The following is a 23,510-nucleotide window of genomic DNA, read 5'->3' as shown; positions in this document are numbered from 1 at the left end:
GCCGGGACGGTGCGGCGCGGCGCCGGGTACGTTGCGGTGAGGCAATGACACGCGTGGCGTGTCACTTCGTCGATTCGATCTCGGCGTCACCGCACGCCTCGATCATCCTGCGGCCGCCACTCCCTGAGGCACCTCATCTTCGTAGGTGTATCCGAACGTGAGCTCGTAGGGCCTCAAAGCATCGTTGTCCGCGAACTTTCCGACCTTTCCGTTATCGGTGACTACAGCAAATACCCTGATAGGGCGCCCAAAAACGTCCTTGGCGATAACACATGACCCCACCATCTCCTCCCAGGCCACATCCACGGGATACGCAAACCTGAAGAAGGAGGGCGAAGCGTCGTCCGCCCAGCCCTTTTGACCGATGTACTCAACAACGGCAAAAGAGTTCGCACCTGATGCAACTGCCTCCCGCTTGAATTCATCAAATTCGTCGACAAGAAACAGGATACCTCCCAGCCGCGGCTCAACATCCAACGCAGGAGCCACCGCGACGCCACTTTCCTGCAGCACGAAAATCCCATCGAGCAGATTTGACCAGTCACGAATCAGTACATCCGTGTCCAACAAGTAATTCCCTAGATAGCGTAGATCCGCTTCATCGAGGCGTGACATGTCATACCTATCCATGCCGCTTGACTGAAAATCGACCATAACTTCATTTCCTGAGCGGCTGCGCCAGAGCGGCCATCGCGTGTTGGCAGGCCCCGCCGGAGCGGCGGCGCCACCCACCACTCTCACATCTCTTTCCGCCGAAGCAACCTGATCAATACAGGTATGTAGGCAATCGTAAATGCTGCCAAAAGGATGAGAACCCACTCGAAGAAGGACAACTTCGTTTTCCCATATATAAGCAATAGCAACCCGTAGCTGGCGATCATGAACACCGCAGCCTTCGCGTAATACATGGCAACACTCTTCATAACGACGTTCCGCTTCATTCTCATTTACCCTTCTCATCCAAGAGCGGCTTCAAATCCCCGGACGAACTGACGGCAGAGGCTGCAACGTTGGCAGTCGTCTGAACAGGATTGGAGTAGCTAAACCCAGGCGTTGCTTCCTTTATTCCTTGCAATAGATTAGCCGTAGCGGTTCGTTCTGTCTGCGTCATCCCTGAACTCGCATTTCTTGCGACTGCGCCGGGTGCAGCAGAAATTGCAGCACCCAACCCCGCCGTCCCTCCACTCAACGCTGCCCCCTTCGCGACTTCGGACACGGAGGCCGTTCTGCCTTCGACCTGCGCACCTGCCTGAGTCGCCACTGCACCGACAGCGGCATTTCCAATCACGTTTGTGGCAATGGCACCCCCGGTCGTGACAGCAGTGCCTGCAATAGCACTCACCCCCCCGCTCAAAGCACCCGCTGCAGTGGCAATACCCACCTGGCCCCAGCTTATTCGCGAAAACCGTTCCGCTGCGGACCCGTCAGCCATGGCCATTTGCACCCCAATGTTCACGACCGCCCCAATCGGTGCGCCCCACAAACACTGCGGGCACCGCCCATCCGGGTCAGTGAACTTATAAGGGTTGTTGTAGGAGTAGCCATAGCGATTGAAGTGCCGCGCATCACCGCTATACGCCGTCACCGCATCGACCGACAAGAACCTTCCGATGCCGGGATCGTAGTAACGCTGCTGCATGTAGCTGAGACCAGTAGCAGCGTCACTTACATGCCCGGTGTACAAGGGCCCGTCGCTGATAATGACCCCCGATTACCGTCCCGTAGGGTTCATAGTCGTAGCGCTCAATTACGTTCCCGCTCTCGTCAGTTTTGGCCACAACCGACCCCAGCGGGTCGGTGTGAAAATAGGTGAACGTGGTCTGTGCGTTTGCAGAGGAAATGGAGCAGAGACATGCGGTCAGCAGACAGAGGAGCCATGACGCTCGTTCAGCAGGCCTCATGGATTGGCGCAGGGCCGCCTGCACTCTTGTTGGCACGTTACGTTGTAAAACCTGGAATCCGCGCATCCTTCACATCTCCGAAAGAGTGTTCAAGCATGGTGCGGAATTCATAGCACGGGACCTGGCTTCGCTCGCCCCCTTAACGCATCTGGTGGCAAATGCGCCACCTGCTATCGGGTCTAGCGACACCACGCCCAATGAAAAACGCCCCGCATTCGCGGGGCGTCTGGTGTCAAGGGTTGTCCGGGTCGTGTGCGAACTCGACGGGCCCAACGTCCATCCCGTCGTAATCCTCCACCCCGTTCGCCTTGGCCAGCGCCTGCAGCTCCTGGTTGCGCGCATCCAGCGATGCTTCGCTGTGCACTTCCACCCGCTCCACGTGCAGCACGTGGTACGGCGGCTCGTCCGGTTCCAGCTCTGGTTCGAACACTTCGACCACGGTATAGCCCTGCCCTTCCAGCACCTTGGCCAAGTCGTGCAGTGGCGCCTCGGTGGTGTTGACGAAGAAATAGCCCCAGACCAGCTCGCCGTTGAGATCCCAGTCGGTGTTTTCGCGGATGTTGGCGAACATCTCGTTGATTTCGGTCATTTCCATCGGTCGTCCTCGGAGGTTATTTACCGCAGCCCTGCAGTTTGAGCGACTGCCCCTGGCGCAGCGCATACGCCGGTGCCTTCAAGCCGTTGGCCCTGGCCAGCTCGCGCACGTCGCAGTCGAACTTGTCGGCGATCCGGCCGAGCGTTTCGCCCTTGCCGACCTTGTGGGTCTTCGCCGCCTTTGGCTTGGCCTTGGCGGCAGGCACGGCCACCGGCGCGACCGGGGCGGTCGGCACCGGGGTGCTGGACTGCACGCCGGCCATCGGCACCACGCTGCCGACCGCGACGTTACCGGTGTAGCTGGCGGCTGCGGGTCGCACGATGGCGGCATTGAGGTCGGCGGTGATCAGCGTGCGCGCCAGGTCGGCACGCGGGCCGCTGACGCAGTAGCGGTTGTACAGGCCGGCAATGCGGGTGGTGGCATTGATGATCGTGCCCGCCGGAATCCAGCCGTCGGCTTCGTAGCGCGGGTTGAGGTTGCGCAGCGCGCGCATGTAGCCATCCCGCGTGCCGGTGCTGCCCAGGCAGATGGTCAGCTCGTAGATGGTGGTGGACTTGGCCAGGCGGATCGTGGCCGGCTGCGCACTGACCTTGGGGAAGTCCACGCCGTACTGCTGCGGGTGCAGGTAGATCCACGCCGCGGCGATCACCATCGGCACGTAGTCCTTGGTTTCGGCCGGGAACTGGTTGTAGACGTTGTCCACCCAGAAGCTCTGCCCCACATTCTGCCGATACACACGCCCGGCCCGGCCTTCGCCGCCGTTGTAGCCGGCCAGCGACAGTTCCACGTTGTTGTTGAGTTCGCGCATGCGCTCGTTGAGGTAGCTGGCACTGGCTTCGGCCGCACTGCGTGCATCGAAGCGGGTGTCGAAGCCGGTGCCGTCCGGGCCCAGCCCGAAACGGCGCCCGGTGGCCGGCATGAACTGCATCAAGCCGGCGGCGCCGGCGCGCGAAGAGGCGTGCACGCGGCCGTTGGACTCCTTGGCCATGATCCCGAACAGCAGCGCCTCCGGCAGGCCGCGTTTTTCCCATTCCGGCCACATCACCGCGCGCAGGGTCTGGTAGTTCTCGTAGGTATTCATCAGCGCCGGCCGCATGTCGGTCAGCCAGCGGCGGATGCCGGCCTGCACCGCCGGGTTGTATTCGACCATGTTGTCGAAGGCGTGGCGCTTGTCGTTGAGCAGCGCCGCTGCGCGGGCCGCTTCGGGCACGTCGGCGGCCAACGGGCCCAGGTGGTCCGGGTCGGCCTCGAGCAGGCCGCCATCACTGGCGATGCCCTCGCTGTCGTCGGCATCGCGGGCGTCCGTGTTGGTCTTCAGCAGCCGCTTGTAGGTGACCAGCAGGTTGCTGACCTGGCAGCCCTTCTGCGCCACGCAGGCGCTGATCACGTCCTCCATGTCCTCCAGCGCGGCGTCGCTTTCGTTCTTGCCCTTGGGGTCGGCGTTGTTGACCAGCACCAGCGCGTCCGCGTAGCGCTTCTCGGCGGCGGCCATGCGCTGCTCCAGCACCTCGATCTTCGCCTTGTCGCGCGCCGAGACGCGCTGGGCGTGCGCATCGGGCACGAATGACAGCAGGGGAAACAGCGCCAACAACGGCCAAGCACGGGAAAGCAGGACAGGAACGGGCATTTTTGGCACTGTGGGCGAAAGACAGGGCAGAGTAGCCGTGCCGCTTGCATCGGGGCAACCCGGTCTGCCCGCCGCTGCCTGCCGACGTTTAGAATCCTGCCCATTCACATAGCCCGTCCACAGAGCGAGTTGACCATGGATCCGATCCTGCTCGGCAGAGGCACCACCGACGACATCCCCGTGACCCTGCTGCCCGCGCTGGGCAACCGCCACGGCTTGGTGGCCGGCGCCACCGGCACCGGCAAGACGGTCACCCTGATGACCTTGGCCGAAGGCTTCTCGCGCATCGGCGTGCCGGTGTTCCTGGCCGATGTGAAGGGCGATGTCTCCGGCCTGGCCGTGCCGGGCGCAGGCAGCGAGGCCCTGCTGCAGCGCGCGAAGGAGATCGGCGTGGCCGATTACGCGCCGGCCGGCAGCCCGACCGTGTTCTGGGACCTGTACGGCAAGCTCGGCCACCCGGTGCGGACCACGGTCAGCGAAATGGGCCCGACCCTGCTCGCCCGCATCCTGGAACTCAACGACACCCAGGCCGGCGTGCTGGACATCGTATTCAAGCTGGCCGACGACCGTGGCCTGCTGCTGCTGGACCTGGACGACCTGCGCGCCCTGCTCGGCCTGGTCGCCGACGAGCGCAAGGACATCTCCACCGAATACGGGCTGGTCAGCGCGCAGACCGTGGCCGCGATCCAGCGTGCCCTGCTGCGCCTGTCGCAGGACGGCGGCGAAGCCTTCTTCGGCGAGCCGGCACTGGAACTGGCCGACCTGATGCGGGTCAACCATGACGGGCGCGGGGTGGTCGGCATCCTGGCCGCCGACCAGCTGGTGCTCAAACCGCGCCTGTACTCGACCTTCCTGCTGTGGTTGCTGTCAGAGCTGTTCGAAACCCTGCCCGAGGTGGGTGACCTGGAGAAGCCGAAGCTGGTCTTCATCTTCGACGAAGCGCACCTGCTGTTCGACGATGCGCCGGCCGCGCTGGTGCAGCGCATCGAGCAGGTGGTGCGGCTGATCCGCTCCAAGGGCGTGGGCGTGTATTTCTGCTCGCAGTTCCCCGACGACGTGCCGGCCAACATCCTGGGCCAGCTGGGCAACCGCGTGCAGCATGCGCTGCGTGCGTTCACCCCGCGCGACCAGAAGGCGGTGAAGATCGCCGCAGAAACCTTCGTGCCCAATCCGAAGCTGGACGTGGTGGCGGCGCTGTCGCAGCTGGGTACCGGCGAGGCGCTGGTCTCCACCCTGCAGGACAAGGGTATTCCCTCGCCGGTGCAGCAGACCCGGATCGCCCCGCCGCGCTGCCGGATGGGCGCCATCACCGAGCCCGAACGCGCCCAGGTGCGCGCCGGCAGCCCGGTCGGAACCCGTTACGACGCGGCGGTGAACCGGGAGTCGGCGGCCGAGCTGCTGGCCCAGCGTGCGGCCAAGGCGGTGGAGCAGGCCGATGCGCCCAAGGCGCGTACGCGTGAGCAGGACGAGCAGCAGGAAGGTGGGTTCGGGCAGTCGATCAAGGACGCGATCTTCGGCACCAAGCGCCGCCAGGGCATGATCGAAACCATGGCCAAGCAGACCACCCGCACGGTGGGCACCAAGCTGGGCAACCAGATCGTGCGCGGCATCCTGGGTGGCATTTTCGGCGGCAAGCGCTGAGGCCATCGATGTCGCGTTGGCGTCCCCCTGCGGAAAAGAGTACGGCCCTGATCACCGCGCAGGGCCATCAGCGCTTGAAGACCGAACTGGACGAGCTGTGGCGCGTGCGCCGCCCGGAGGTGGTCAAGGCGCTCGCCGCGGCCGCCGCCGAAGGCGACCGCTCGGAGAATGCGGAGTACACCTACCGCAAGAAGCAGCTGGGTGAGATCGACCGGCGCGTGCGCTACCTGACCAAGCGGCTGGAGTCACTGCGGGTGGTGGACACCGTGCCGACCGATCCGCAAGCGGTGTTCTTCGGCGCGTGGGTGGAGCTGGAGAACGTGGACAGCGGCGATGTCAGCCGCTACCGCATCGTGGGTCCGGATGAGACCGATGCGGGCGCCGGCTGGATCAGCATCGATTCGCCGCTGGCGCGCGCGTTGTTGAAGAAGCGCGTGGACGACGAGTTCGAGGTGGAGCTGCCGAGCGGGCGCACGGGGTTTGCGATCCTGGCGGTGGAGTACCACGGTTGATCACGCACCCACGACCAACGGTCGTGGGCTACCGGGCTCGGGGCATTGCGACCCACGACCAACGGTCGTGGGCTACCGGCCTCGTGGCATTGCGACCCACGACCAACGGTCGTGGGCTACCGGCCTCGTGGCATTGCGACCCACGCAGGGGACCGGTAGGTCACGACCGTTGGTCGTGACGCAGGGGCGCTGGATACCGCCGACCCTCCCGGAGGGGCCGGAAATAGTCCGCCAGCTGGTAGAAGCCCGCGCCCTGCGCGGCATGCCAACCGGGGATGCCCATCAACGGGAGGGGTCGCAGCTCCAGCGGATCATTGAGCGCGTCGGCACGCGCGATCGCCTGCGCTACCTGCTGCAACACCAGCGCATCATCATCGCCCTGCACCACCACACATTTGCCCACCAGCAATCGTGAAGGCAACAGCGCCTGCTCCATCAACGCATGCCCGAACACGGCAGACACGGCGATGTCGCCGCTGCGCCACTGCGCTGCGCCGTCAACGAACAGCGCGTGCCAGTCGTGACGGTTCCATGCGTGCAGCAACGACGCGTCGCGCACCCGCACGATCACACCGGTTTCGTCGAACTGGGTCAGCGCGGCCTGCGCACGGGTGCGCTGGCCGGGCGGGCTGCGCTCGATGTCCTGGCACTGGCGTGCATTGAGCGCGGCCTTCAACGCCGGGTAGCGCGCCCACACCAAAGCATTGAACAGGTCATGCCAGTTGCACGGGCGCGTGGCGATCTGGCCGCGTGCGATGCGCTGCTCGTAGTGCAGGCCATCGGCCAGCAGCGCGTCATCCTGCTCGACCAGCTGCCTTCCCGACAGAGCGAGCCGCTGGTTCAGCGCGGAAAGGGTCGGCCAGTCGGCGGCCACCATCAGGTCCCGGTAATCAGCGAACGACGCAAACAGCGGATGGGCGAAGCACGCCCGATCCACGACCGCGCGCGCCGGCGCGATGAAACGCCGGCGGCCGACCGCCCCGGGGGCGGCCGCGTCGGTCACAGCACCTTGAGGTCGAGCAGCTTCTTCGTCGGGCTCTCATCGATGAGCGCATCGCCGTAAAGATCGTGCTCATCGCTCTCGGTGATCTCCACGTCCACGAACTGGCCCACGCGCAGGCGCGCTTCGTCGGCGTTCTGGATATGCACGAGGCCGTCGATTTCCGGCGCGTCGGCCTTGGAACGGGCCACCGCGATACCGTCTTCGATCGCATCGACCAGGCACTGCTGCACGGTGCCGATCTTCGCTTCCAGGCGCGCCGCGGAAATGTCGGCCTGGCGCGCCATGAAGCGGGCCAAGCGCTCCTGCTTCACCTCCTCCGGCACCGCGCCGGGCAGGTCGTTGGCGGTGGCGCCGGTCACCGGCGAGTAGGCAAACGCGCCCACGCGGTCCAGCTGCGCCGCATCGAGGAACGACAGCAGTTCTTCGAACTCGGCCTCGGTCTCGCCCGGGAAGCCGACGATGAAGGTCGAACGCACGGTGATGTCCGGGCACAGCTGGCGCCAGCGCTGCACGCGTTCCAGGGTCTTGTCGACCGCCCCGGGCCGCTTCATCAGCTTGAGGATGCGCGGGCTGGCGTGCTGGAACGGAATGTCCAGGTACGGCAGGATCCGGTTTTCGGCCATCAGCGGGACCACGTCATCCACGTGCGGGTACGGGTACACGTAATGCATGCGGGTCCACGCATCGAGCTCGGACAAGCCTTCGCACAGCGATTTCATGCGGGTCTGGTAGGCCTTGTCGCGCCACATGCGTTCGGCGTACTTGACGTCCACGCCATAGGCCGAGGTGTCCTGCGACACCACCAGCAGCTCCTTCACCCCGCCGCGCACCAGCCGCTCGGCTTCGCGCAGCACCTCGTCCACCGGCCGCGAGACCAGCTTGCCGCGCATGGAGGGAATGATGCAGAAGCTGCAATGGTGGTTGCAGCCTTCGGAAATCTTCAGGTATGCGTAATGCCGCGGGGTCAGCTTGATGCCGTAATCGGGCACCAGGTCGACGAACGGGTCGTGCTTCGGCGGCAGCGCGGCATGCACGGCCTCCATCACGCTGGTGTAGTCCTGCGGACCGGAGACGGCCAGCACGTCCGGGTAGGCCTTGCGGATCTCCTCCGGGCGCTTGCCCAGGCAGCCGGTGACGATCACCTTGCCGTTGGCATTCATCGCCTCGCCGATCGCGTCCAGCGACTCGGTCACCGCCGAATCGATGAAGCCGCAGGTGTTGACCACCACCACGTCGGCAGAATCGTAGGAGGGGACGATGTCGTAGCCCTCGGCCCGCAGCTGGGTGAGGATGCGCTCGGAATCGACAAGGGCCTTCGGGCAGCCAAGGCTGACGAAGCCGACTTTGGGGTTCAGCTGGGACATGGATCGCGGGACTCTGGGGGCCTGGGCCCACGCCGGAATGGCGCGGGGACCTGGGGCCGGAAACGGCGGCAAGTATACCGGCGTTGGGCCCCGGGCCCTGAATGCATCGACTGCTGCGGCAAGGCCAACCGCCAGCCCGGGCACGCCCGCGACACCCCGCTAACCCGGTCCGCGCCGATAATGAACGCCTGAACCAACAGGAGTCTGGCAATGGGTGAGTGGGTCACGCTTGATACGCATCACGGTCCGGTCCGGGCCTGGCAGGCCACGCCGGAAGGCAAGCCGCGCGCCGGGCTGGTGGTCATCCAGGAGATCTTCGGCGCCAACGCGCATATCCGCGAGGTGGCCGAAGGCTTCGCGGCGAAAGGCTACGCGGTGCTGGCCCCCTCCTTCTTCGACCTGGTCGACGGGGCGGATTCCGACCCGGATGCCCTGCCCTATGACCCGGACGGGGTGAAGCAGGGCCTGGAACACGTCACCGCGCTGGGCGTGGAGAAGGCGCTGGAAGTGGTCCGCGCGGCCGCCTCGCGGTTGGCGCCGGCCGGCAAGGTCGGCACCGTGGGTTACTGCTGGGGCGGCAGCATCGCCCTGCTCTCGGCGCTGCGCCTGGGCCTGCCGTCGGTCAGCTACTACGGCGCACGCAACGTGCACTTCCTCGACGAAACGCCCAAGGCCCCGGTCATGTTCCATTTCGGCGCGAAGGACAAAAGCATTCCGCCAGAGGCGATCCAGGCCCACCGCGAGAAGCTGCCGAAGATGGCCACCTTCGTCTACCCGGCCGACCACGCCTTTAACCGCAGCGTCGGACATGCGTATGATCCGGACAGCGCCGAGCTGGCGCTGGAACGCACCCTGGACTTCTTTTCGGAGCATCTTGGATGAGCGATTTTGAACTGGATTCACGCCTGGCCGCCAACAGTGTGCTGGTGGACCAAGGCCCGTTGTCGCAAGTGCGGCTGATGAACGACGAACGGTATCCGTGGCTGGTGCTGGTGCCGCGTGTGACCGGCATCACTGAATGGCTGGAATTGGACGGCCACCAGCAGGACCAGCTGCGCACGGAATTGAACCGGTGCTGCCGGGCGCTCAAGGGCACCGACGGGGTCGAGAAGATCAACTTCGCCACGCTGGGCAACATCGTGCCCCAGCTGCACTTCCACGTGGTCGGCCGGCACGTGGGCGACCCGGCGTGGCCGGCGCCGGTGTGGGGCCATGGCCAGCCGCATCCGTTTGATGAGGCCGTGCTGCAGGAGCGTGTCGCGATGTGGAAGGAACGGCTAGGATATTCGCCCCAGCCCTAAGCGGACCCTACCCCTGATGCGCTCCAACCTAGTCGCCGCCATCGTCCTGATCCTCGTCGGCCTGTTCCTGCTCGCCAGCAACCTGGGCTGGACCAACATGAACCTGGGCCGCCTGATCCTTACCTGGTGGCCGGTGCTGCTGGTGGCGGTGGGGATTGGACTGCTGTTTGGTCGCGGGAAATAACGCGCTCGACGGCGACAAAAAAAGCGCGGAGTGATCCGCGCTTTTTCATTTGTGCGACAGGAGCAGCCGACCAACGGTCGGCGCTACCTCATCTAGGTGGGGAGCAGCCGACCAGCGGTCGGCGCTACCGATCTAGGTGCGCGGCAGGGTCACGCCGGTCTGGCCCTGGTACTTGCCACCGCGATCCTTGTACGAGGTTTCGCACACATCATCGCCGTCGGCCTGGAAGAACAGCATCTGGGCCACGCCTTCGTTGGCGTAGATGCGCGCCGGCAGCGGCGTGGTGTTGCTGAATTCCAGGGTGACGTGGCCTTCCCACTCCGGTTCCAGCGGGGTCACGTTGACGATGATGCCGCAGCGCGCGTAGGTGCTCTTGCCCAGGCACACCACCAGGGTGTCGCGCGGGATGCGGAAGTACTCCACGGTGCGCGCCAGTGCGAAGCTGTTCGGCGGAATGATGCATTCGTCGCCGACGATGTCGACGAAACTGCCCGGGTCGAAGTGCTTCGGATCGACGATGGTCGAGTTGATGTTGGTGAACACCTTGAACTCACGCGAGCAACGTACGTCGTAACCGTAGCTGGAGGTGCCGTAGCTGACGATGCGCTGGCCGTTGGCCTGCTTGACCTGGCCGGCTTCGAACGGCTCGATCATGCCGTGCTGCTCGGACATGCGGCGGATCCAGCGGTCACTCTTGATGCTCATGGGGGGTCCTGGGTTCGGTATCGGGCGATTCTAAACAGATCAGAGCAGCGAGGAGAGGATCGGAATGCTCGCGCGCGGCCGCTTGGCCACCTCTTCCACCAGCCGTTCGGCGGCGCGCAGGTAGGCCTGCGCGGCCGGCGAATCGGGCGCGGCGGCGGTGATCGGGGTGCCGGCATCGCCCTGTTCGCGGATGCCGATGTCCAGCGGCAGCGAGCCCAGCAGCGGCACGCCGTACTGCGCGGCCATGCGCTCGCCGCCACCGTCGCCGAACAGGTGTTCGACCTGGCCGCAGTTGCTGCAGGTGTGCACCGCCATGTTCTCGACGATGCCCAGCACCGGCACCTCGACCTTCTCGAACATCTTCAGCGCCTTCTTCGCGTCGAGCGTGGCGATGTCCTGCGGGGTGGTGACGATCACCGCACCCGCCAGCGGGATCTTCTGGGTCAAGGTCAGCTGGATGTCGCCGGTGCCCGGCGGCAGGTCGATCAGCAGGTAATCCAGGTCGTCCCACAGGGTGTCGTTGAAGAACTGGGTCATGGCCGAGGTCGCCATCGGGCCACGCCAGATCATCGGGGTTTCGTCCTCGATCAGGTAGCCGATCGACATGGTCTCCACCCCGAACGCACGCAGCGGTTCGATCGATTTGTTGTCCGGGCTCTCCGGACGTCCGCTCAGGCCCAGCATCATCGGCACGCTGGGGCCGTAGATGTCCGCATCGAGCAGGCCGACGCGGGCGCCCAGCCGGGCCAGCGCCACCGACAGGTTGACCGCCGTGGTGGACTTGCCCACCCCACCCTTGCCCGACCCGACCGCGATCACGTTGCGGACGCGCGGATGAAGGGTCAGGCCCTTCTGTACCTGGCTGGCATGGGGACGTCGGGACGGGCTGGCACTCACTGCAGGTACTCCGGGAAAGCGGCACGGGAAGCCGCCCATGATAGTCCAGCGGGCCCGGGGACGCGGGGCGTTGTCCTGCGCTGTCGTCGCGTTGTCCGGCCGCCTCCCGACAGGACATCGAACGGACATCCACGTATTCGGACGCAGGGTGCGGCCAGCAACCCAAATCGTGCGTGCGTCACAGTATGGAGAAATTCGTTTCACTTAAAACCATCTAAACAATCTTTAAGAACAATAGCTTGCAAGCCAAATGAGAACGAAAGCGCGGCTTTGCCTAGCTTGTCTTTATGACTTCCTGATGAACAGTTGACAGGCCTCGTTAAGGCCGTGTTAACCTCGGGTCATCAGCTCGTGAAGCTGGTGTTACAGGGGGCAGTCACTGCCAAGACCTGATTCGAGGGCACACGGAGACGCCTGCTGGTCCATGTCACCGGTGTTTGACGCAATCGATCGTTCCAAGGGGATCTACATGATGAATCGCAAGTCGCTCAGCCGGAATCCGCTGAGCTTCGCGCTGGCCACCGCGCTGGTGCTGGGTGCTTCGGGCGCTGCCTTCGCGCAGGACAGCACCACCTCGACCCAGTCGGCGGAAGACGCCGCCAAGGCAAAGGCCACCAGCCTCGAGACGGTCACCGTCACCGGCTCGCGCATCAGTCGGGACGTGTTCAACTCGGTCTCGCCGGTCCAGGTCATCACCCGTGAAGAGACCACCCTGGCCGGTTTCCAGTCGACCGCCGGCGTGCTGCAGAGCACCGCCGTCACCGCCGGTGCCGCGCAGATCAACAATGCGTACGGCGGCTACGTGACCAACGGCGGTCCGGGCGCCAACACCGTCGGCCTGCGTGGTCTGGGCCCGACCCGCACCCTGATCCTGATGAACGGCCGCCGCATCGCCCCGGCCGGCTCGCGCGGCTCGGTCGGCGCCACCGACCTGAACGTGCTGCCCGACGCCATCGTCGACCGCGTGGAAGTGCTGAAGGACGGCGCCTCGTCGATCTACGGCTCTGACGCCGTCGCCGGCGTCATCAACATCATCACCAAGAACAAGATCGACGGCGTCACCTTCGAAGCGCGCCAGACCGCGACCGACGGTGGTGGCGGCGAAGAGCGCCGCTACGCGATCGTGGCCGGCACCACCGGCGCGCGCGGCCACATCTCCGGTTCGTATGAGTACTACAACCGCGACGAGCTGACCCTCAACGACCGCGAATGGACCCGCTGCAACACCGATTACCGTCGCCTGCCCACCGGCGGCGGCTGGGGTGGTGCCGACACCATCGACCCGCTGACCGGCCAGCCCAAGTGCTACCCGATCACCGGCACCGGCTCCAACGGCGTCACCATCAACACCATCGGTACCCAGAACCTGACCGGCGTTGCCGCCGCGGGCGCGCGTGGCACCACCTTCAACCGCTGGCGCCCGAACTCGGCGGTCAGCACCGGCCTGGTCGGCTTTGAAGGCGTGGGCGGTGGCCAGACCACCAACAGCAACATCCGCGATACCTTCGACCCGCGCACGCTGAACCGTTCGCTGATCTCCGGTGCCGAAACCCACACCGCCTACCTGCAGGGTGGCTACGACCTGGGCTTCATGGGCGACGCCGAGTTCTACGGCGAACTGCTCGGCAGCCGCCGTGAATCCGAACAGACCGGCTACCGCCAGCTGTCGCTGGATTACCTGCGCGGCAGCCCGCTGATCCCGGCCAACCTGGCCTCGTCGAACTTCGGCGGCGGCGTGGGCGTACGCGCCTTCATCGGTTTCGGCAACGACAAGAGCTCGCAGAAGGTCGACTTCTTCAAGGGCACCGCCGGCGTGCGCGGCCACGTCAGCAACACCTGGGATTACGACTTCTACCTGAGCCACGCGCGCTCGGACGCCGACTACACCCAGCAGTCGTTCCTGACCGACCGCCTGAACCAGAGCCTGCGCGTGGTCTCCAACGGCGCCGGCGGCTTCAGCTGCGTGGACCCGTCCAACGGCTGCGTTGCCGCACCGCGACTGACCAGCGCCGTGATCGGCGGCGAACTGCCGCGCGACTGGGTGAACTATGTGTTCCGCCCGGTGACCGGCAACACGCTGTACACCGAAACCACTGCCAACGTGTCCTTCAGCGGCCCGGTGTTCTCGCTGCCGCACGGTGACGTGCAGGCCGCGATCGGTGCCGAGTACCGCCGCGCCAAGATCGACGACACCCCGTCGATCGATTCGATCAACAACAACCTGTACAACCTGACCTCGTCGACCCCGACCCGCGGCAAGGACGCGGTGAAGGAAGTGTTCGGTGAGTTGGAGATCCCGGTGCTGTCGGGCGTGACCGGTGCAGAGGAACTGACCTTCAACGCCTCCGCGCGTTGGACCGACTATGACTCGTACGGTTCGGACGAGACCTACAAGATCGGTGGCCTGTGGACCCCGGTCAGCTGGGTGTCGTTCCGCGCCTCCTACGGCACGTCGTACCGCGCCCCGGCGCTGTTCGAACAGTTCCTGGGCGCCACCAGCGGCTTCCTGAGCAACCAGATCGACCCCTGCAACACCTGGGGCAACGACCCGGGCACCCCGCTGGCGATCAACTGCGCCTCGGAAGGCCTGGCACCGGACTTCAATGCCACCCAGTCGGTCGCGGTCATCCAGGCCGGCGGCGCGGCAAGCGGGCTGAAGGCGGAAACCTCGAAGAACTTCACCGGTGGCATCGTGCTGCAGCCGGAGACCCCGGCCTCGGTCGGCGACTTCTCGCTGGCGGTGGACTACTTCGACATCAAGGTCGAGAACGGTGTCGCGCGCGCCGGCGGCGCCAACATCCTGGACCTGTGCTACAACAGCCCGGACTTCCGCGCCGGTGGCGGGTTCTGCCGCCTGGTCGACCCGCGCAACCCGGTCAACAACGCGCTGACCGTGTATGACAGCTACGTCAACCTGGCCAACGACAACGTGCGCGGCCTTGACTGGACCCTGCGCTACACCCGCGACATCGGTCCGGGCAGCCTGCGTGCCACCGCCCAGGTCACCCGCTTCCTCGAACAGTCCAACAAGCTGTTCCAGGACGACGAGCTGATCGACTACAACGGCATGCTCAACACCCCGGACATGACCGGTACGCTGGACGTGGTCTACAGCTGGGACAAGTGGCGCGTCCGTTACGGCATGGAGTGGATCAACGCCATGCAGAGCTACGACTACTACGAACTGGACCCGGCAACCTCGGTGTACAAGTTCGACGTGGCCAGCTACTTCCTGCACTCGCTGTCGGCCGAGTACAAGGCCGACACCTGGTCGGTGATCGGTGGCGTGCGCAACCTGCGTAACGAAGAGCCGCCGGTGATCTCGTCGGGCGCGTACAACCGGGTCGGCAACGCCCCGCTTTACAGCGGCTACGACTACATCGGCCGCACCTACTTCGTGAACATCAGCAAGAGCTTCTGATAGCAGTACAGGACCGCCGCCCGGCTTCGGGCGGCGGTTTTTTTTTGCCTACCGAATGTTCCAGGAAGGAGTACCTGATGCGTTTGAAAACCTTGGGCCTCGCCGCGTTGGCGATCGCACTGGCGTCCCCGCTTCCCGCGCTGGCCAAGCCGGCCGTGCCCAGCATCGAACAGCTGGCCGCGTTCCCGGACGTCTCCAGCCTTTCCCTGTCGCCTGACGGCAAGCAGATCGCAGGCCTGCAGGCGCGTGGCGAAGACCGCGTGATCCTGGTCTGGAAAACCGATGCGCTGGACGCCGCGCCGACCGTGATCGGTGCCGGCCGCATGAAGTTCCAGGGGGTCAGCTTCATCAAGAACGGGCTGCTGGCGGTGACCCTGTGGCAGCCGTTCGACCTGCGCACCGACCGCCTCAACAAGACCTTCATCAGCAAGTTCTTCATCACCGACACCGAAGGCAAGCAGTGGAAGGAGCCGATCAACCCGCCACGCGCCACCAGCCGCAATGAAGAGCTCGAGCAGGCGCTGTCCAATTCCACCGTGCTCGACACCCTCCCCAACGACCCCGACAACATCCTGGTGATCAACGGCTCGGGCAGCAATTCCGGCGACGTGTACAAGGTCAACCTGCGTACGTTCAGCGCGCAGCGCATCCAGAAGACCGAGGAGCGCGTGGCCGGGTACGTCACCGATCTGAACAGCGAACTGCGCGCACGCCTGCGCCAAGACCTGGACGCCACCGGCGCGTACATCGCCACCGAGTTCCGCAACCCGGCCAGCAACGCCTGGGAAGAGCACTTCCGTTCGCACGTGAAGGACCGCGACATCACCCAGGTGGTCGGCTTCGCCGAAGACCCCAACATCGCCTTCATCCAGAGCAACGTAGGCCGCGACAAGACGGTCATCTACGAGTACGACATCAGCGCGCGCAAGCAGAAGGAAGTGCTGTTCGAACACAAGTTCTTCAATGCCGGCAGCGTGGTGCTGAACCGCTACAGAGGCGTGGAGGGGGTGCCGTTCGGCGCGCTGCTCGGGGTTGGCTACAGCGGCCCGCGGCAGAATGAAATCCAGTGGACCGACCCCACCTTCAAGGCACTGGAACAGGGCCTGCGCCAGGCCCTGCAGATCACCTCCAGCGAAGTGACCCTGGTCGATCCGGCGACCGGCCAGCAGGCCACCACCACGCTGGACACCGGCAAGGCGATCCGCCTGCTGGACTACAGCGCCAACCTGAAAACCTTCCTGGTGTCGGTGTCCGGTCCGGCCGATCCGCCGGCCTACTACCTGTTCAACAACGGCCAGCTCACCCTGCTGGCCAGGACCTACCCCAAGCTCGACCCGGCCGCACTGGGCAACACCCGCCTGGTCTATTACAAGGCGCGCGACGGCCTGGACATCCCGGCGTTCCTGACCACCCCGAACACCGAGTTGTGTGGTGCCGGTCCGTGGAAGGCGGTGGTGCACCCGCACGGCGGTCCGTGGTCGCGCGATGGCATGGACTTCGACGGCTCGATGTGGGTGCCGCTGATGGCGTCGCGCTGCATGGCCGTGCTGCGCCCGCAGTTCCGCGGCTCGGCCGACTGGAGCCGCAGGCTGTGGATGGCCGGCGACGCCGAGTGGGGCCAGAAGATGCAGGACGACAAGGATGATGGCGCCCGCTGGATGATCGAGCAGAAGATCGCCCAGCCCGGCCATATCGCCATGTTCGGCTTCTCCTACGGCGGCTATTCCGCGTTCGCCGCGTCGGTGCGTCCCAACGGCCTGTACAAGTGCGCCATTGCCGGCGCCGGCGTGTCGGACATCAAGAAGATCTGGTCGCGGTTCTACAACAATCCGTTCTTCCGCCAGGCCCAGGCCAAGACGGTGGATGGCCTGAACCCGCTGGACAAGGCCGGCGAGATGAAGATCCCGCTGATGGTCTACCACGGCGACCGCGACCGCACCGTGCCGATCGAACAGTCCGAGTGGTTCGTGGCCAAGGCGAAGAACTCCGGCCAGCCGGTGGAGTACCACGCCATCGCCGACTACGCCCACGGTCCGGCGTGGACGCGGGCGATCATGGGCGACCAGCTGCGGCTGATCGACGACTACCTCGGCAAGGGATGTGGCGGCGGCGGCTTGTAAACGCTGCAGCCAGGTTGACCGGCATCGGCCACCTTCGGGTGGCCGATCCCGTTTCAGCCGGCCAGGATGACCTTGGCCGCGTTGTGTCCCGGCGCGCCGGTGACGCCGCCACCGGGATGGGTTCCCGCCCCGCACAGGTAGAGCCCGGGCAGCGCACCCCGGTAGTTCGCCTGGCCCAGCATCGGCCGTGCACTGAACAGCTGGTTGAGGCTCAGCGCGCCATGGAAGATGTCGCCACCGATCAGCCCGAAGGTACGTTCCAGGTCCAGCGGACTCAGCGCCTGGCGCCCGAGCACCAATGCGCTGAAGCCCGGCGCGTGCCGCTCCACGGTGGCGATCATCAGGTCGGCCACTTCTTCCCGGTGATCGTCCCAGCTGCGCCCGTCGGGGAGTTCCGGTGCCACGTGCTGGCAGAACAGGCTGGCCACATGCCGGCCGGGCGGCGCCAGCGTATCGTCCAGGGTACTGGGAATGAGCAGTTCCACGATGGGCTGCCGCGACCAGCCGAACTGGCGGGCGTCATGGTAGGCCCGCTCCATGTAGGCCAGGCTCGGCGCGATGATGATGCCGGCGGTGAGGTGGTCCCCTGCCCCGGGCAGCACCGTGAACGACGGCAGCGCCGACAGCGCCACGTTCATCCGGAACGTCCCCGAACCGCAGCGCCAGTTGGCCATGCGCTCGCGCGTGGCGATCGGCACCTGGTCCGGCGCCAGCAGCTGTTCGTAGAGCAGTTTGGGGTTGACGTTGGCGACCACGGCGCGTGCACGGATCACCTCGCCCTGCAGCGTTTCCACGCCGACCGCGCGGCCCTGCTCGACCCGCACGCGACGCACCCCGGCATCGGTCCGCAGCGTCGCGCCGGCGGCCATCGCAGAACGCGCCATCGCCTGGGTGATCGCGCCCATGCCACCGATGGCGTGGCCCCACGCTCCCTTGACCCCGTTGCTTTCGCCGAACGCGTGGTGCAGCAGGACATAGGCGCTGCCCGGCGCTTCGGGACTGGCGTAGTTGCCGACAATGCCGTCGAAACCGAACAGTGCCTTGATCGGCGCGCTGTCGAACCAGCGGTCCAGGTATTCCGCTGCGGAGATGGTGAACAGGTCCAGCAGTTCCTGGCGCAGCGCCGCTGGCAGCCCATGCAGGCGGCGACCGAGCTGCCCGGCCTGCCACAGCGCCGGCAGCTGGCTCAACCAATGGCCCTCGCCCAGGTTCGGGGGTGCCTGCAGGGCCACGTCGCGCAGCACATCGGCAAACGCTTCCAGGCGCCGTTCGAAGGCCGGCAGGCGTTCGGCGTCGCGCGCGGAAAAACGCGCCACTTCGGCCTGGGTCAGGCCGGCGCCGGCGAGCAGGTAGTTGCCGTCCAAAGGCAGGAAGTTGTTGATCCGCCGCGGCACCACGCGCAGCCCGTGCTCGGCCAGGGCCAGCTCGCGGATGATGCGCGGCTGCAGCAGCGACACCGTATAGGAAGCCACCGAATTGCGGAATCCGGGGTGGAACTCTTCGGTGACGGCGGCCCCGCCCATCACGCTGCGGCGTTCCAGCACCAGCACCCGCCGCCCGGCCCGGGCCAGGTAGGCCGCGCAGACCAGGCCGTTGTGCCCGCCGCCGATGATGACCGCATCCCACTCGTGCGTGTTGGAAGTGCCCATGCAGGCTGTATACACCGGCACCCGGTGGCTTGTCCCGCGCTGGCGGCATGCCTTGCGGGGCACCGGCTTGCCTTCGGCCATGACCTTCGACACCCTTGCAGGCCGGTCCAGCGGCGTATCGTCTGGCCCACGGCCCCGCTGGGGCCATCCTGAAAGATTCTTCGGCCCGGAGGCCAACACGTGATCTCTCGCACTCCCAAGATGGTTCTGCTGACCCTGGCCGTTTCGGCCGCCCTGGTCGGCTGCAGCAAGACCGAAACCCCGGCTACGGACGGCGCGGCCTCCACCGCCACCCCGACCGCCGCTGCCCCGGCCGCGACCGAGTTCAAGCTCGATGAAGCCAAGCTGCCGGCGTACAACGCGTTCCACCCGTCCGACCTGGACACGAGCCTGGACGCCTGCACCGCGTTCGGCGATTACGTGAACAGCAAGTGGCTGGCCGCCAACGAAATCCCGGCCGACCGCACCAGCTGGGGCGCCTTCACCATCCTCGACGAGCGCTCGGTCGCCGTGCAGCACCAGCTGGCCGAACAGGTCGCGGCGGTGAAGAACCCGACCGGCATTGAAAAGATCGTCGGCGACTTCTGGGCCACCGGCATGGACGAAGCCAAGATCAACGCGCAGGGCATCGAGCCGATCAAGGCCGACTTGGCCGCGATCGACGGCCTGCAGGACAAGGACGCCGTCGCCAACTACCTGCGCACCAGCGCCGCCAAGGGCGAGAACGTTCTGTTCGGCTTCGGCCCGGAGGCGGACTTCAAGAATTCCTCGCAGAACATCGCCTATGCAAGCCAGGGCGGCCTCGGCCTGCCGGACACCACCTATTACACCGACGCCAAGAACGCCGACAAGCTGAAGGCCTACCAGGCCCACGTGGCCAAGGTGCTGGAACTCTCCGGCGTCGCAGCCGCCGAGGCGGCCAAGCAGGCCGCCGATGTGGTCAAGTTCGAAACCCGCCTGGCCAAGGCATCCAAGTCCAGCGAACAGCTGTCGCGCGATGTCTCGCTGTACTACAACCCGGTCAGCGTCGCCGACGCCGACAAGCTCACCCCGAACTTCAGCTGGACCGAGTTCTTCAAGGCGCAGGGCATCGCCGCGCCGGAGAAGTTCTCGCTCGCCATTCCCAGCTTCCACCAGGAAGTGAGCAAGGCGCTGGCCGACACCGATCCTTCGGTATGGCGTTCGTACCTGCGTTTCCGCACCATCGACGGCGCCTCGCCGTACCTGTCCGACGCCTTCGCCGATGAGAACTTCCAGTTCTACGGCAAGACCCTCAACGGCCAGAAGGAAATGAAGCCGCGTTGGAAGCGCGTGCTCGGCACCATCGAAAACGATGCCGGCGAAGCGTTCGGCCAGCTGTACGTCAAGGTCGCCTTCTCGCCCGAGTCCAAGGCCAAGATGGAAGAGCTGGTCAAGAACCTGGCCGCCGCGCTCAAGGAGCGCATCCAGGGCCTGACCTGGATGAGTGACGAAACCAAGGCCAAGGCCATCGCCAAGTGGGAAACCTTCACCCCGAAGATCGGCTACCCGGACAAGTGGCGCGACTGGAGCGGGCTGACCACCGGCCGTGACAGCTACTTCGGCAACGTGCGTGCGGCCAACGAGTTCAACTACAAGTTCGCGCTGTCCAAGATCGGCAAGCCGGTCGACAAGACCGAGTGGGGCATGACCCCGCAGACGGTCAACGCGTACTACAACCCGCTGCAGAACGAGATCGTGTTCCCGGCCGCCATCCTGCAGCCGCCGTTCTTCGACCCGAAGGCCGACGACGCGCTGAACTACGGCGGCATCGGCGCGGTGATCGGCCATGAGATGACCCATGGCTACGACGACCAGGGCAGCCGCTTCGGGCCGACCGGCAACTTCGAGAACTGGTGGAGCGAGGCCGACACCAGGAACTTCAGCGGCCTGACCGGCAAGCTGGTCAACCAGTTCGACGGGTACAAGGTCGGCGACCAGGCGGTCAACGGCAAGCTGACCCTGGGCGAGAACATCGCCGACCTGGGTGGCCTGGCCACGGCCTACGATGCGCTGCAGAAGGCATCGGCCGGCAAGGAAGACCCGAAGGTCGACGGCTTCAGCCGCGACCAGCGCTTCTTCTTCAACTGGGCGACCGTGTGGCGCACCAAGTACACCCCGGAAAACGCGGCGGTCCGCTTGAAGACCGATCCGCACGCCCCGGCCGCGTTCCGTGCCATGGGCGCACCGTCGAACCTGCCGACCTTCGCGAAGGCGTTCGAGTGCAAGCCGGGTTCGCCGATGGTCCGCGCCGGCGACAAGCAGGTGGTGATCTGGTAATCCATCACGTTCCTGCGTGATGCGTGAATGCGCACGAAGGCCCGGGCAAACGCCCGGGCCTTCGTGTTTGGTCGGTTGCCGGCCAACGACCGGGGCTACCGTCGGCGTCGGTGAATGCCGCGTTTTCATGCGGGCTTGCTATAGTTCCGCGGTCTTCAATCCTCCTGGATTCGCTTCGCATGCCCAACCTTCGTCCGCTCGCCATCGCCCTCGGCCTGGGCCTGGCCACCCTGGTCGTCACCGACGCCTCCGCCGCCCCGAAAAAGAAGGCCGCCAGCCGTGCGCCTGCGGTCAGCGCGCAGTGCAGCGATTTCCACGACGCCACCAATGCCGCTTGGTTGAAGGCCAACCCGGCGCCGCAGTCCGGCGCCACCACCGCCCTGGGCCAGCTGGCCGAACGTACCCGCGTGCAGCAGCGTGAACTGCTCGACGGTGCGATGCAGTCGCCGCAGGGCAACGTGCAGAAGCTGCTGGGCGACTTCTGGGCCAGCGGCCTGGACGAAGCGGCCGTGGAGGCCGACGGCTCCAAGCCGATCGCCCCGCTGCTGACCCGCATCAATGCGATCAAGAAGGCCAAGGACGTGCCGGCCTCGATCGCCGCGCTGCACCAGGTCGGCATCCCGGTTGCGTTCAACTTCGCCCCGGACATCGACCTGAAGGCACTGGACCGCCACATCGGTTACTTCATGCAGGGTGGCATGGGCCTGCCGGACCCGGCGTTCTACACCCGCACCGACGCCGACACGGTGGCCCTGATGGGGCGCTACCGTGCGTACGTCAAGCAGATCCTGGCGCTGACCGGCACCAAGCCGGCCGACCTGGACGCCGAGTCGCAGGCGGTGATCGCGCTGGAAACCGAGCTGGCGCGCAACGCGCAGTCGCTGGCCGGCATCAACAACCCGTTCAACAACTACGCGCCGATCTCCACCAAGGAGCTCAACAGCCGCTACCGCAACCTGCAGCTGGAGGCGTTCCTCAAGGCGCAGGGCGTCAGCGATGACCTGGTCTCGCTGTCCGACCCGGCACTGTTCAAGCAGCTCGACGGCATGGTCACCCGGATCAAGCCGGAGCAGTGGAAGGCCTACCTGCGCTGGCGCGTGGGCGACGCGATGGCGCCCTACCTGTCCAAGGCCTACCGCGATGCCGAGTTCGAGTTCCGCGGTCGCGTGATCCGTGGCGAGACCCTGGCCCCGGCACGCTGGGAGCAGGTGCTCAATGCCATCAACGTTGCCGCCGGCCCGATGCTGGGTCGCGAGTATGCCGCGCGCCACCTGTCGGCCGAGGACCGCCGCCAGGCGGCGGTGATCGCCGACAAGATCCGCGAAACCCAGATCGAATCGGTCAAGGCCAGCAGCTGGCTGAGCGCCGAAGCCAAGGCCGAAGCGCAGGCCAAGCTGGCCGCGCTGAAGATCGAGATCGGCACCCCGCTGCGCGACCTCGATTACAGCGTGCAGCCGATGGGCCGTGGCAGCTTCGGCAGCAACATGCTGATCGCCTCGACCTGGCGCCACCGCGAAGAAATGAAGCGGATCGGAAAGGGCAACGCCGAACGTCGCTGGGACGTGTTGCCGCAGCAGCCGGCGCTGGCCTATGACATCGCGCAGAACCGCCTGATCGTCACCGCCGCGGTGCTGCAGGGCCCGGTGTTCAATGCCAAGGCCGACAACGCCGACAAGTACGGCAGCTACGGCGCGCTGGTCGCGCATGAGCTGACCCGCGCGATCGACGCCAAGGGCTCGCTGGTGGACGCCAAGGGCGAACTGCGCAGCTGGTGGACGCCGGCCGACAAGACCGCGTGGGAACTGCTGGGCAGCCGCGTGGCGGCGCAGTTCAGCGGCTACGACTTCCCCGGCGTCAAGGGTGCGAAGGTCAACGGCCAGCTGACCCGCGAAGAGAACCTGGCCGACCTGGCCGGTCTGGAACTGGCCTGGGCGGCCTACCGCGCAGCGGAACCGGACGCCAAGCCGGCCACCCAGCAGGGCTTCTTCCGTGCCTGGGCCAGCCTGTGGCCACAGCAGCTGTCGCCGAACGAAGCGGCGCAGCGCCTGACCTCGGACACCATGGCGCCAGGCAAGTGGCGCACCAATGGCCCGCTGTCGAACCTGCCGGCCTTCGGCGCCACCTACACCTGCAAGCCGGGCCAGCCGATGCAGCGCGTGGACGCTGAGCAGATCAAGGTTTGGCGCTGAGTCCAGCGCTGGTGAAAACAAAAAGGGGCGCTCCTTCGAGCGCCCCTTTTTTTGTTTGACGATGACTCCAGCCCGGTACTTCGCTGGACTGCGCCCAAACCCG

Annotated in this window: 18 protein-coding genes; 9 read left to right on the top strand and 9 right to left on the bottom strand. The window is 65.8% G+C overall.

Annotated features, from left to right (window positions below; all coding sequences use genetic code 11):
- Positions 1–102: 102 nt before the first annotated feature.
- The 4 genes from RWO33_RS05380 to RWO33_RS05365 all read right to left on the bottom strand — a co-directional run bounded on the left by RWO33_RS05380 (position 103) and on the right by RWO33_RS05365 (position 4,123).
- Positions 103–960: a hypothetical protein gene (locus RWO33_RS05380; RefSeq protein WP_314102854.1), complete on the bottom strand. Its 858-nt coding sequence runs from the start codon at positions 958–960 to the stop codon at positions 103–105.
- Positions 944–1,639, bottom strand: a complete 696-nt coding sequence (locus tag RWO33_RS05375) for an RHS repeat-associated core domain-containing protein (RefSeq protein ID WP_314102851.1) — start codon at positions 1,637–1,639, stop codon at positions 944–946. Before RWO33_RS05375 ends, RWO33_RS05380 begins: the two co-directional genes overlap by 17 nt.
- 494 nt (positions 1,640–2,133) lie before the next feature.
- Positions 2,134–2,496 carry a ribonuclease E inhibitor RraB gene (locus RWO33_RS05370; RefSeq protein WP_314102847.1) on the bottom strand — a complete coding sequence of 121 codons (363 nt, stop codon included), beginning with the start codon at positions 2,494–2,496 and terminating at the stop codon, positions 2,134–2,136.
- A gap of 16 nt (positions 2,497–2,512) precedes the next feature.
- Positions 2,513–4,123: a transglycosylase SLT domain-containing protein gene (locus RWO33_RS05365; RefSeq protein ID WP_314102844.1), complete on the bottom strand. Its 1,611-nt coding sequence runs from the start codon at positions 4,121–4,123 to the stop codon at positions 2,513–2,515.
- A 135-nt stretch (positions 4,124–4,258) separates the two neighbouring features.
- Between RWO33_RS05365 and RWO33_RS05360 the strand changes: the two genes are divergently transcribed.
- Together RWO33_RS05360 and greB are read left to right on the top strand one after the other, a co-directional pair.
- Entirely contained in the window at positions 4,259–5,764 is a 1,506-nt protein-coding gene (locus tag RWO33_RS05360; protein WP_314102841.1) for a helicase HerA-like domain-containing protein, read from the top strand.
- Positions 5,765–5,772: 8 nt separating this feature from the next.
- Complete coding sequence (greB, locus tag RWO33_RS05355; RefSeq protein WP_314102838.1) at positions 5,773–6,276, top strand: transcription elongation factor GreB; 504 nt, start codon at positions 5,773–5,775, stop codon at positions 6,274–6,276.
- A 160-nt stretch (positions 6,277–6,436) separates the two neighbouring features.
- Here greB and RWO33_RS05350 read toward each other — a convergent pair whose 3' ends face one another.
- On the bottom strand, positions 6,437–7,279 hold the full coding sequence (locus tag RWO33_RS05350; protein WP_314102835.1) for a DUF3025 domain-containing protein: 843 nt from the start codon (positions 7,277–7,279) through the stop codon (positions 6,437–6,439).
- Positions 7,276–8,643 carry a 30S ribosomal protein S12 methylthiotransferase RimO gene (rimO, locus tag RWO33_RS05345; protein WP_314102832.1) on the bottom strand — a complete coding sequence of 456 codons (1,368 nt, stop codon included), beginning with the start codon at positions 8,641–8,643 and terminating at the stop codon, positions 7,276–7,278. Before rimO ends, RWO33_RS05350 begins: the two co-directional genes overlap by 4 nt.
- A gap of 210 nt (positions 8,644–8,853) precedes the next feature.
- Between rimO and RWO33_RS05340 the strand changes: the two genes are divergently transcribed.
- From RWO33_RS05340 to RWO33_RS05330, 3 genes are read left to right on the top strand one after another with little or no spacing between them, the layout of a single operon-like run.
- A complete protein-coding gene (locus RWO33_RS05340; protein WP_314102829.1) occupies positions 8,854–9,525 on the top strand; it encodes a dienelactone hydrolase family protein in 672 nt (223 codons plus the stop codon).
- Positions 9,522–9,944, top strand: a complete 423-nt coding sequence (locus RWO33_RS05335) for an HIT family protein (RefSeq protein WP_314102826.1) — start codon at positions 9,522–9,524, stop codon at positions 9,942–9,944. Before RWO33_RS05340 ends, RWO33_RS05335 begins: the two co-directional genes overlap by 4 nt.
- 16 nt (positions 9,945–9,960) lie before the next feature.
- Entirely contained in the window at positions 9,961–10,128 is a 168-nt protein-coding gene (locus RWO33_RS05330) for a DUF5668 domain-containing protein (RefSeq protein ID WP_186308918.1), read from the top strand.
- 132 nt (positions 10,129–10,260) lie between these two features.
- Here the strand turns inward: RWO33_RS05330 and dcd are convergent, their stop codons facing one another.
- Positions 10,261–10,833, bottom strand: a complete 573-nt coding sequence (gene dcd, locus RWO33_RS05325; RefSeq protein ID WP_145479842.1) for a dCTP deaminase — start codon at positions 10,831–10,833, stop codon at positions 10,261–10,263.
- Positions 10,834–10,872: 39 nt separating this feature from the next.
- Positions 10,873–11,769: an iron-sulfur cluster carrier protein ApbC gene (apbC, locus tag RWO33_RS05320; protein ID WP_314102822.1), complete on the bottom strand. Its 897-nt coding sequence runs from the start codon at positions 11,767–11,769 to the stop codon at positions 10,873–10,875.
- A gap of 433 nt (positions 11,770–12,202) precedes the next feature.
- On the opposite strand from apbC, the gene RWO33_RS05315 reads away from it, so the two are divergent.
- Positions 12,203–15,151, top strand: coding sequence for a TonB-dependent receptor (locus tag RWO33_RS05315; protein WP_260844163.1), 2,949 nt, complete (start codon positions 12,203–12,205; stop codon positions 15,149–15,151).
- Between the two features lie 77 nt (positions 15,152–15,228).
- Positions 15,229–17,271 (top strand): prolyl oligopeptidase family serine peptidase, encoded by a 2,043-nt coding sequence (locus RWO33_RS05310; RefSeq protein ID WP_314102818.1) that lies wholly within the window; start codon positions 15,229–15,231, stop codon positions 17,269–17,271.
- Between the two features lie 53 nt (positions 17,272–17,324).
- Here RWO33_RS05310 and RWO33_RS05305 read toward each other — a convergent pair whose 3' ends face one another.
- On the bottom strand, positions 17,325–18,920 hold the full coding sequence (locus RWO33_RS05305) for an NAD(P)/FAD-dependent oxidoreductase (protein WP_314102816.1): 1,596 nt from the start codon (positions 18,918–18,920) through the stop codon (positions 17,325–17,327).
- Positions 18,921–19,103: 183 nt separating this feature from the next.
- Here RWO33_RS05305 and RWO33_RS05300 point away from each other — a divergent pair, with 183 nt between their 5' ends.
- Both RWO33_RS05300 and RWO33_RS05295 read left to right on the top strand, forming a co-directional pair.
- Entirely contained in the window at positions 19,104–21,218 is a 2,115-nt protein-coding gene (locus tag RWO33_RS05300) for a M13-type metalloendopeptidase (RefSeq protein WP_314102869.1), read from the top strand.
- Between the two features lie 179 nt (positions 21,219–21,397).
- Positions 21,398–23,407, top strand: coding sequence for a M13 family metallopeptidase (locus RWO33_RS05295; RefSeq protein ID WP_145479832.1), 2,010 nt, complete (start codon positions 21,398–21,400; stop codon positions 23,405–23,407).
- The last annotated feature ends 103 nt before the right edge of the window (positions 23,408–23,510 follow it).

Origin of the sequence: uncultured Stenotrophomonas sp. (genome assembly GCF_963519925.1) — a bacterium.
GTDB lineage: Bacteria > Pseudomonadota > Gammaproteobacteria > Xanthomonadales > Xanthomonadaceae > Stenotrophomonas > Stenotrophomonas maltophilia_AE.
This window is presented reverse-complemented; position numbering and strand designations above follow the sequence as displayed.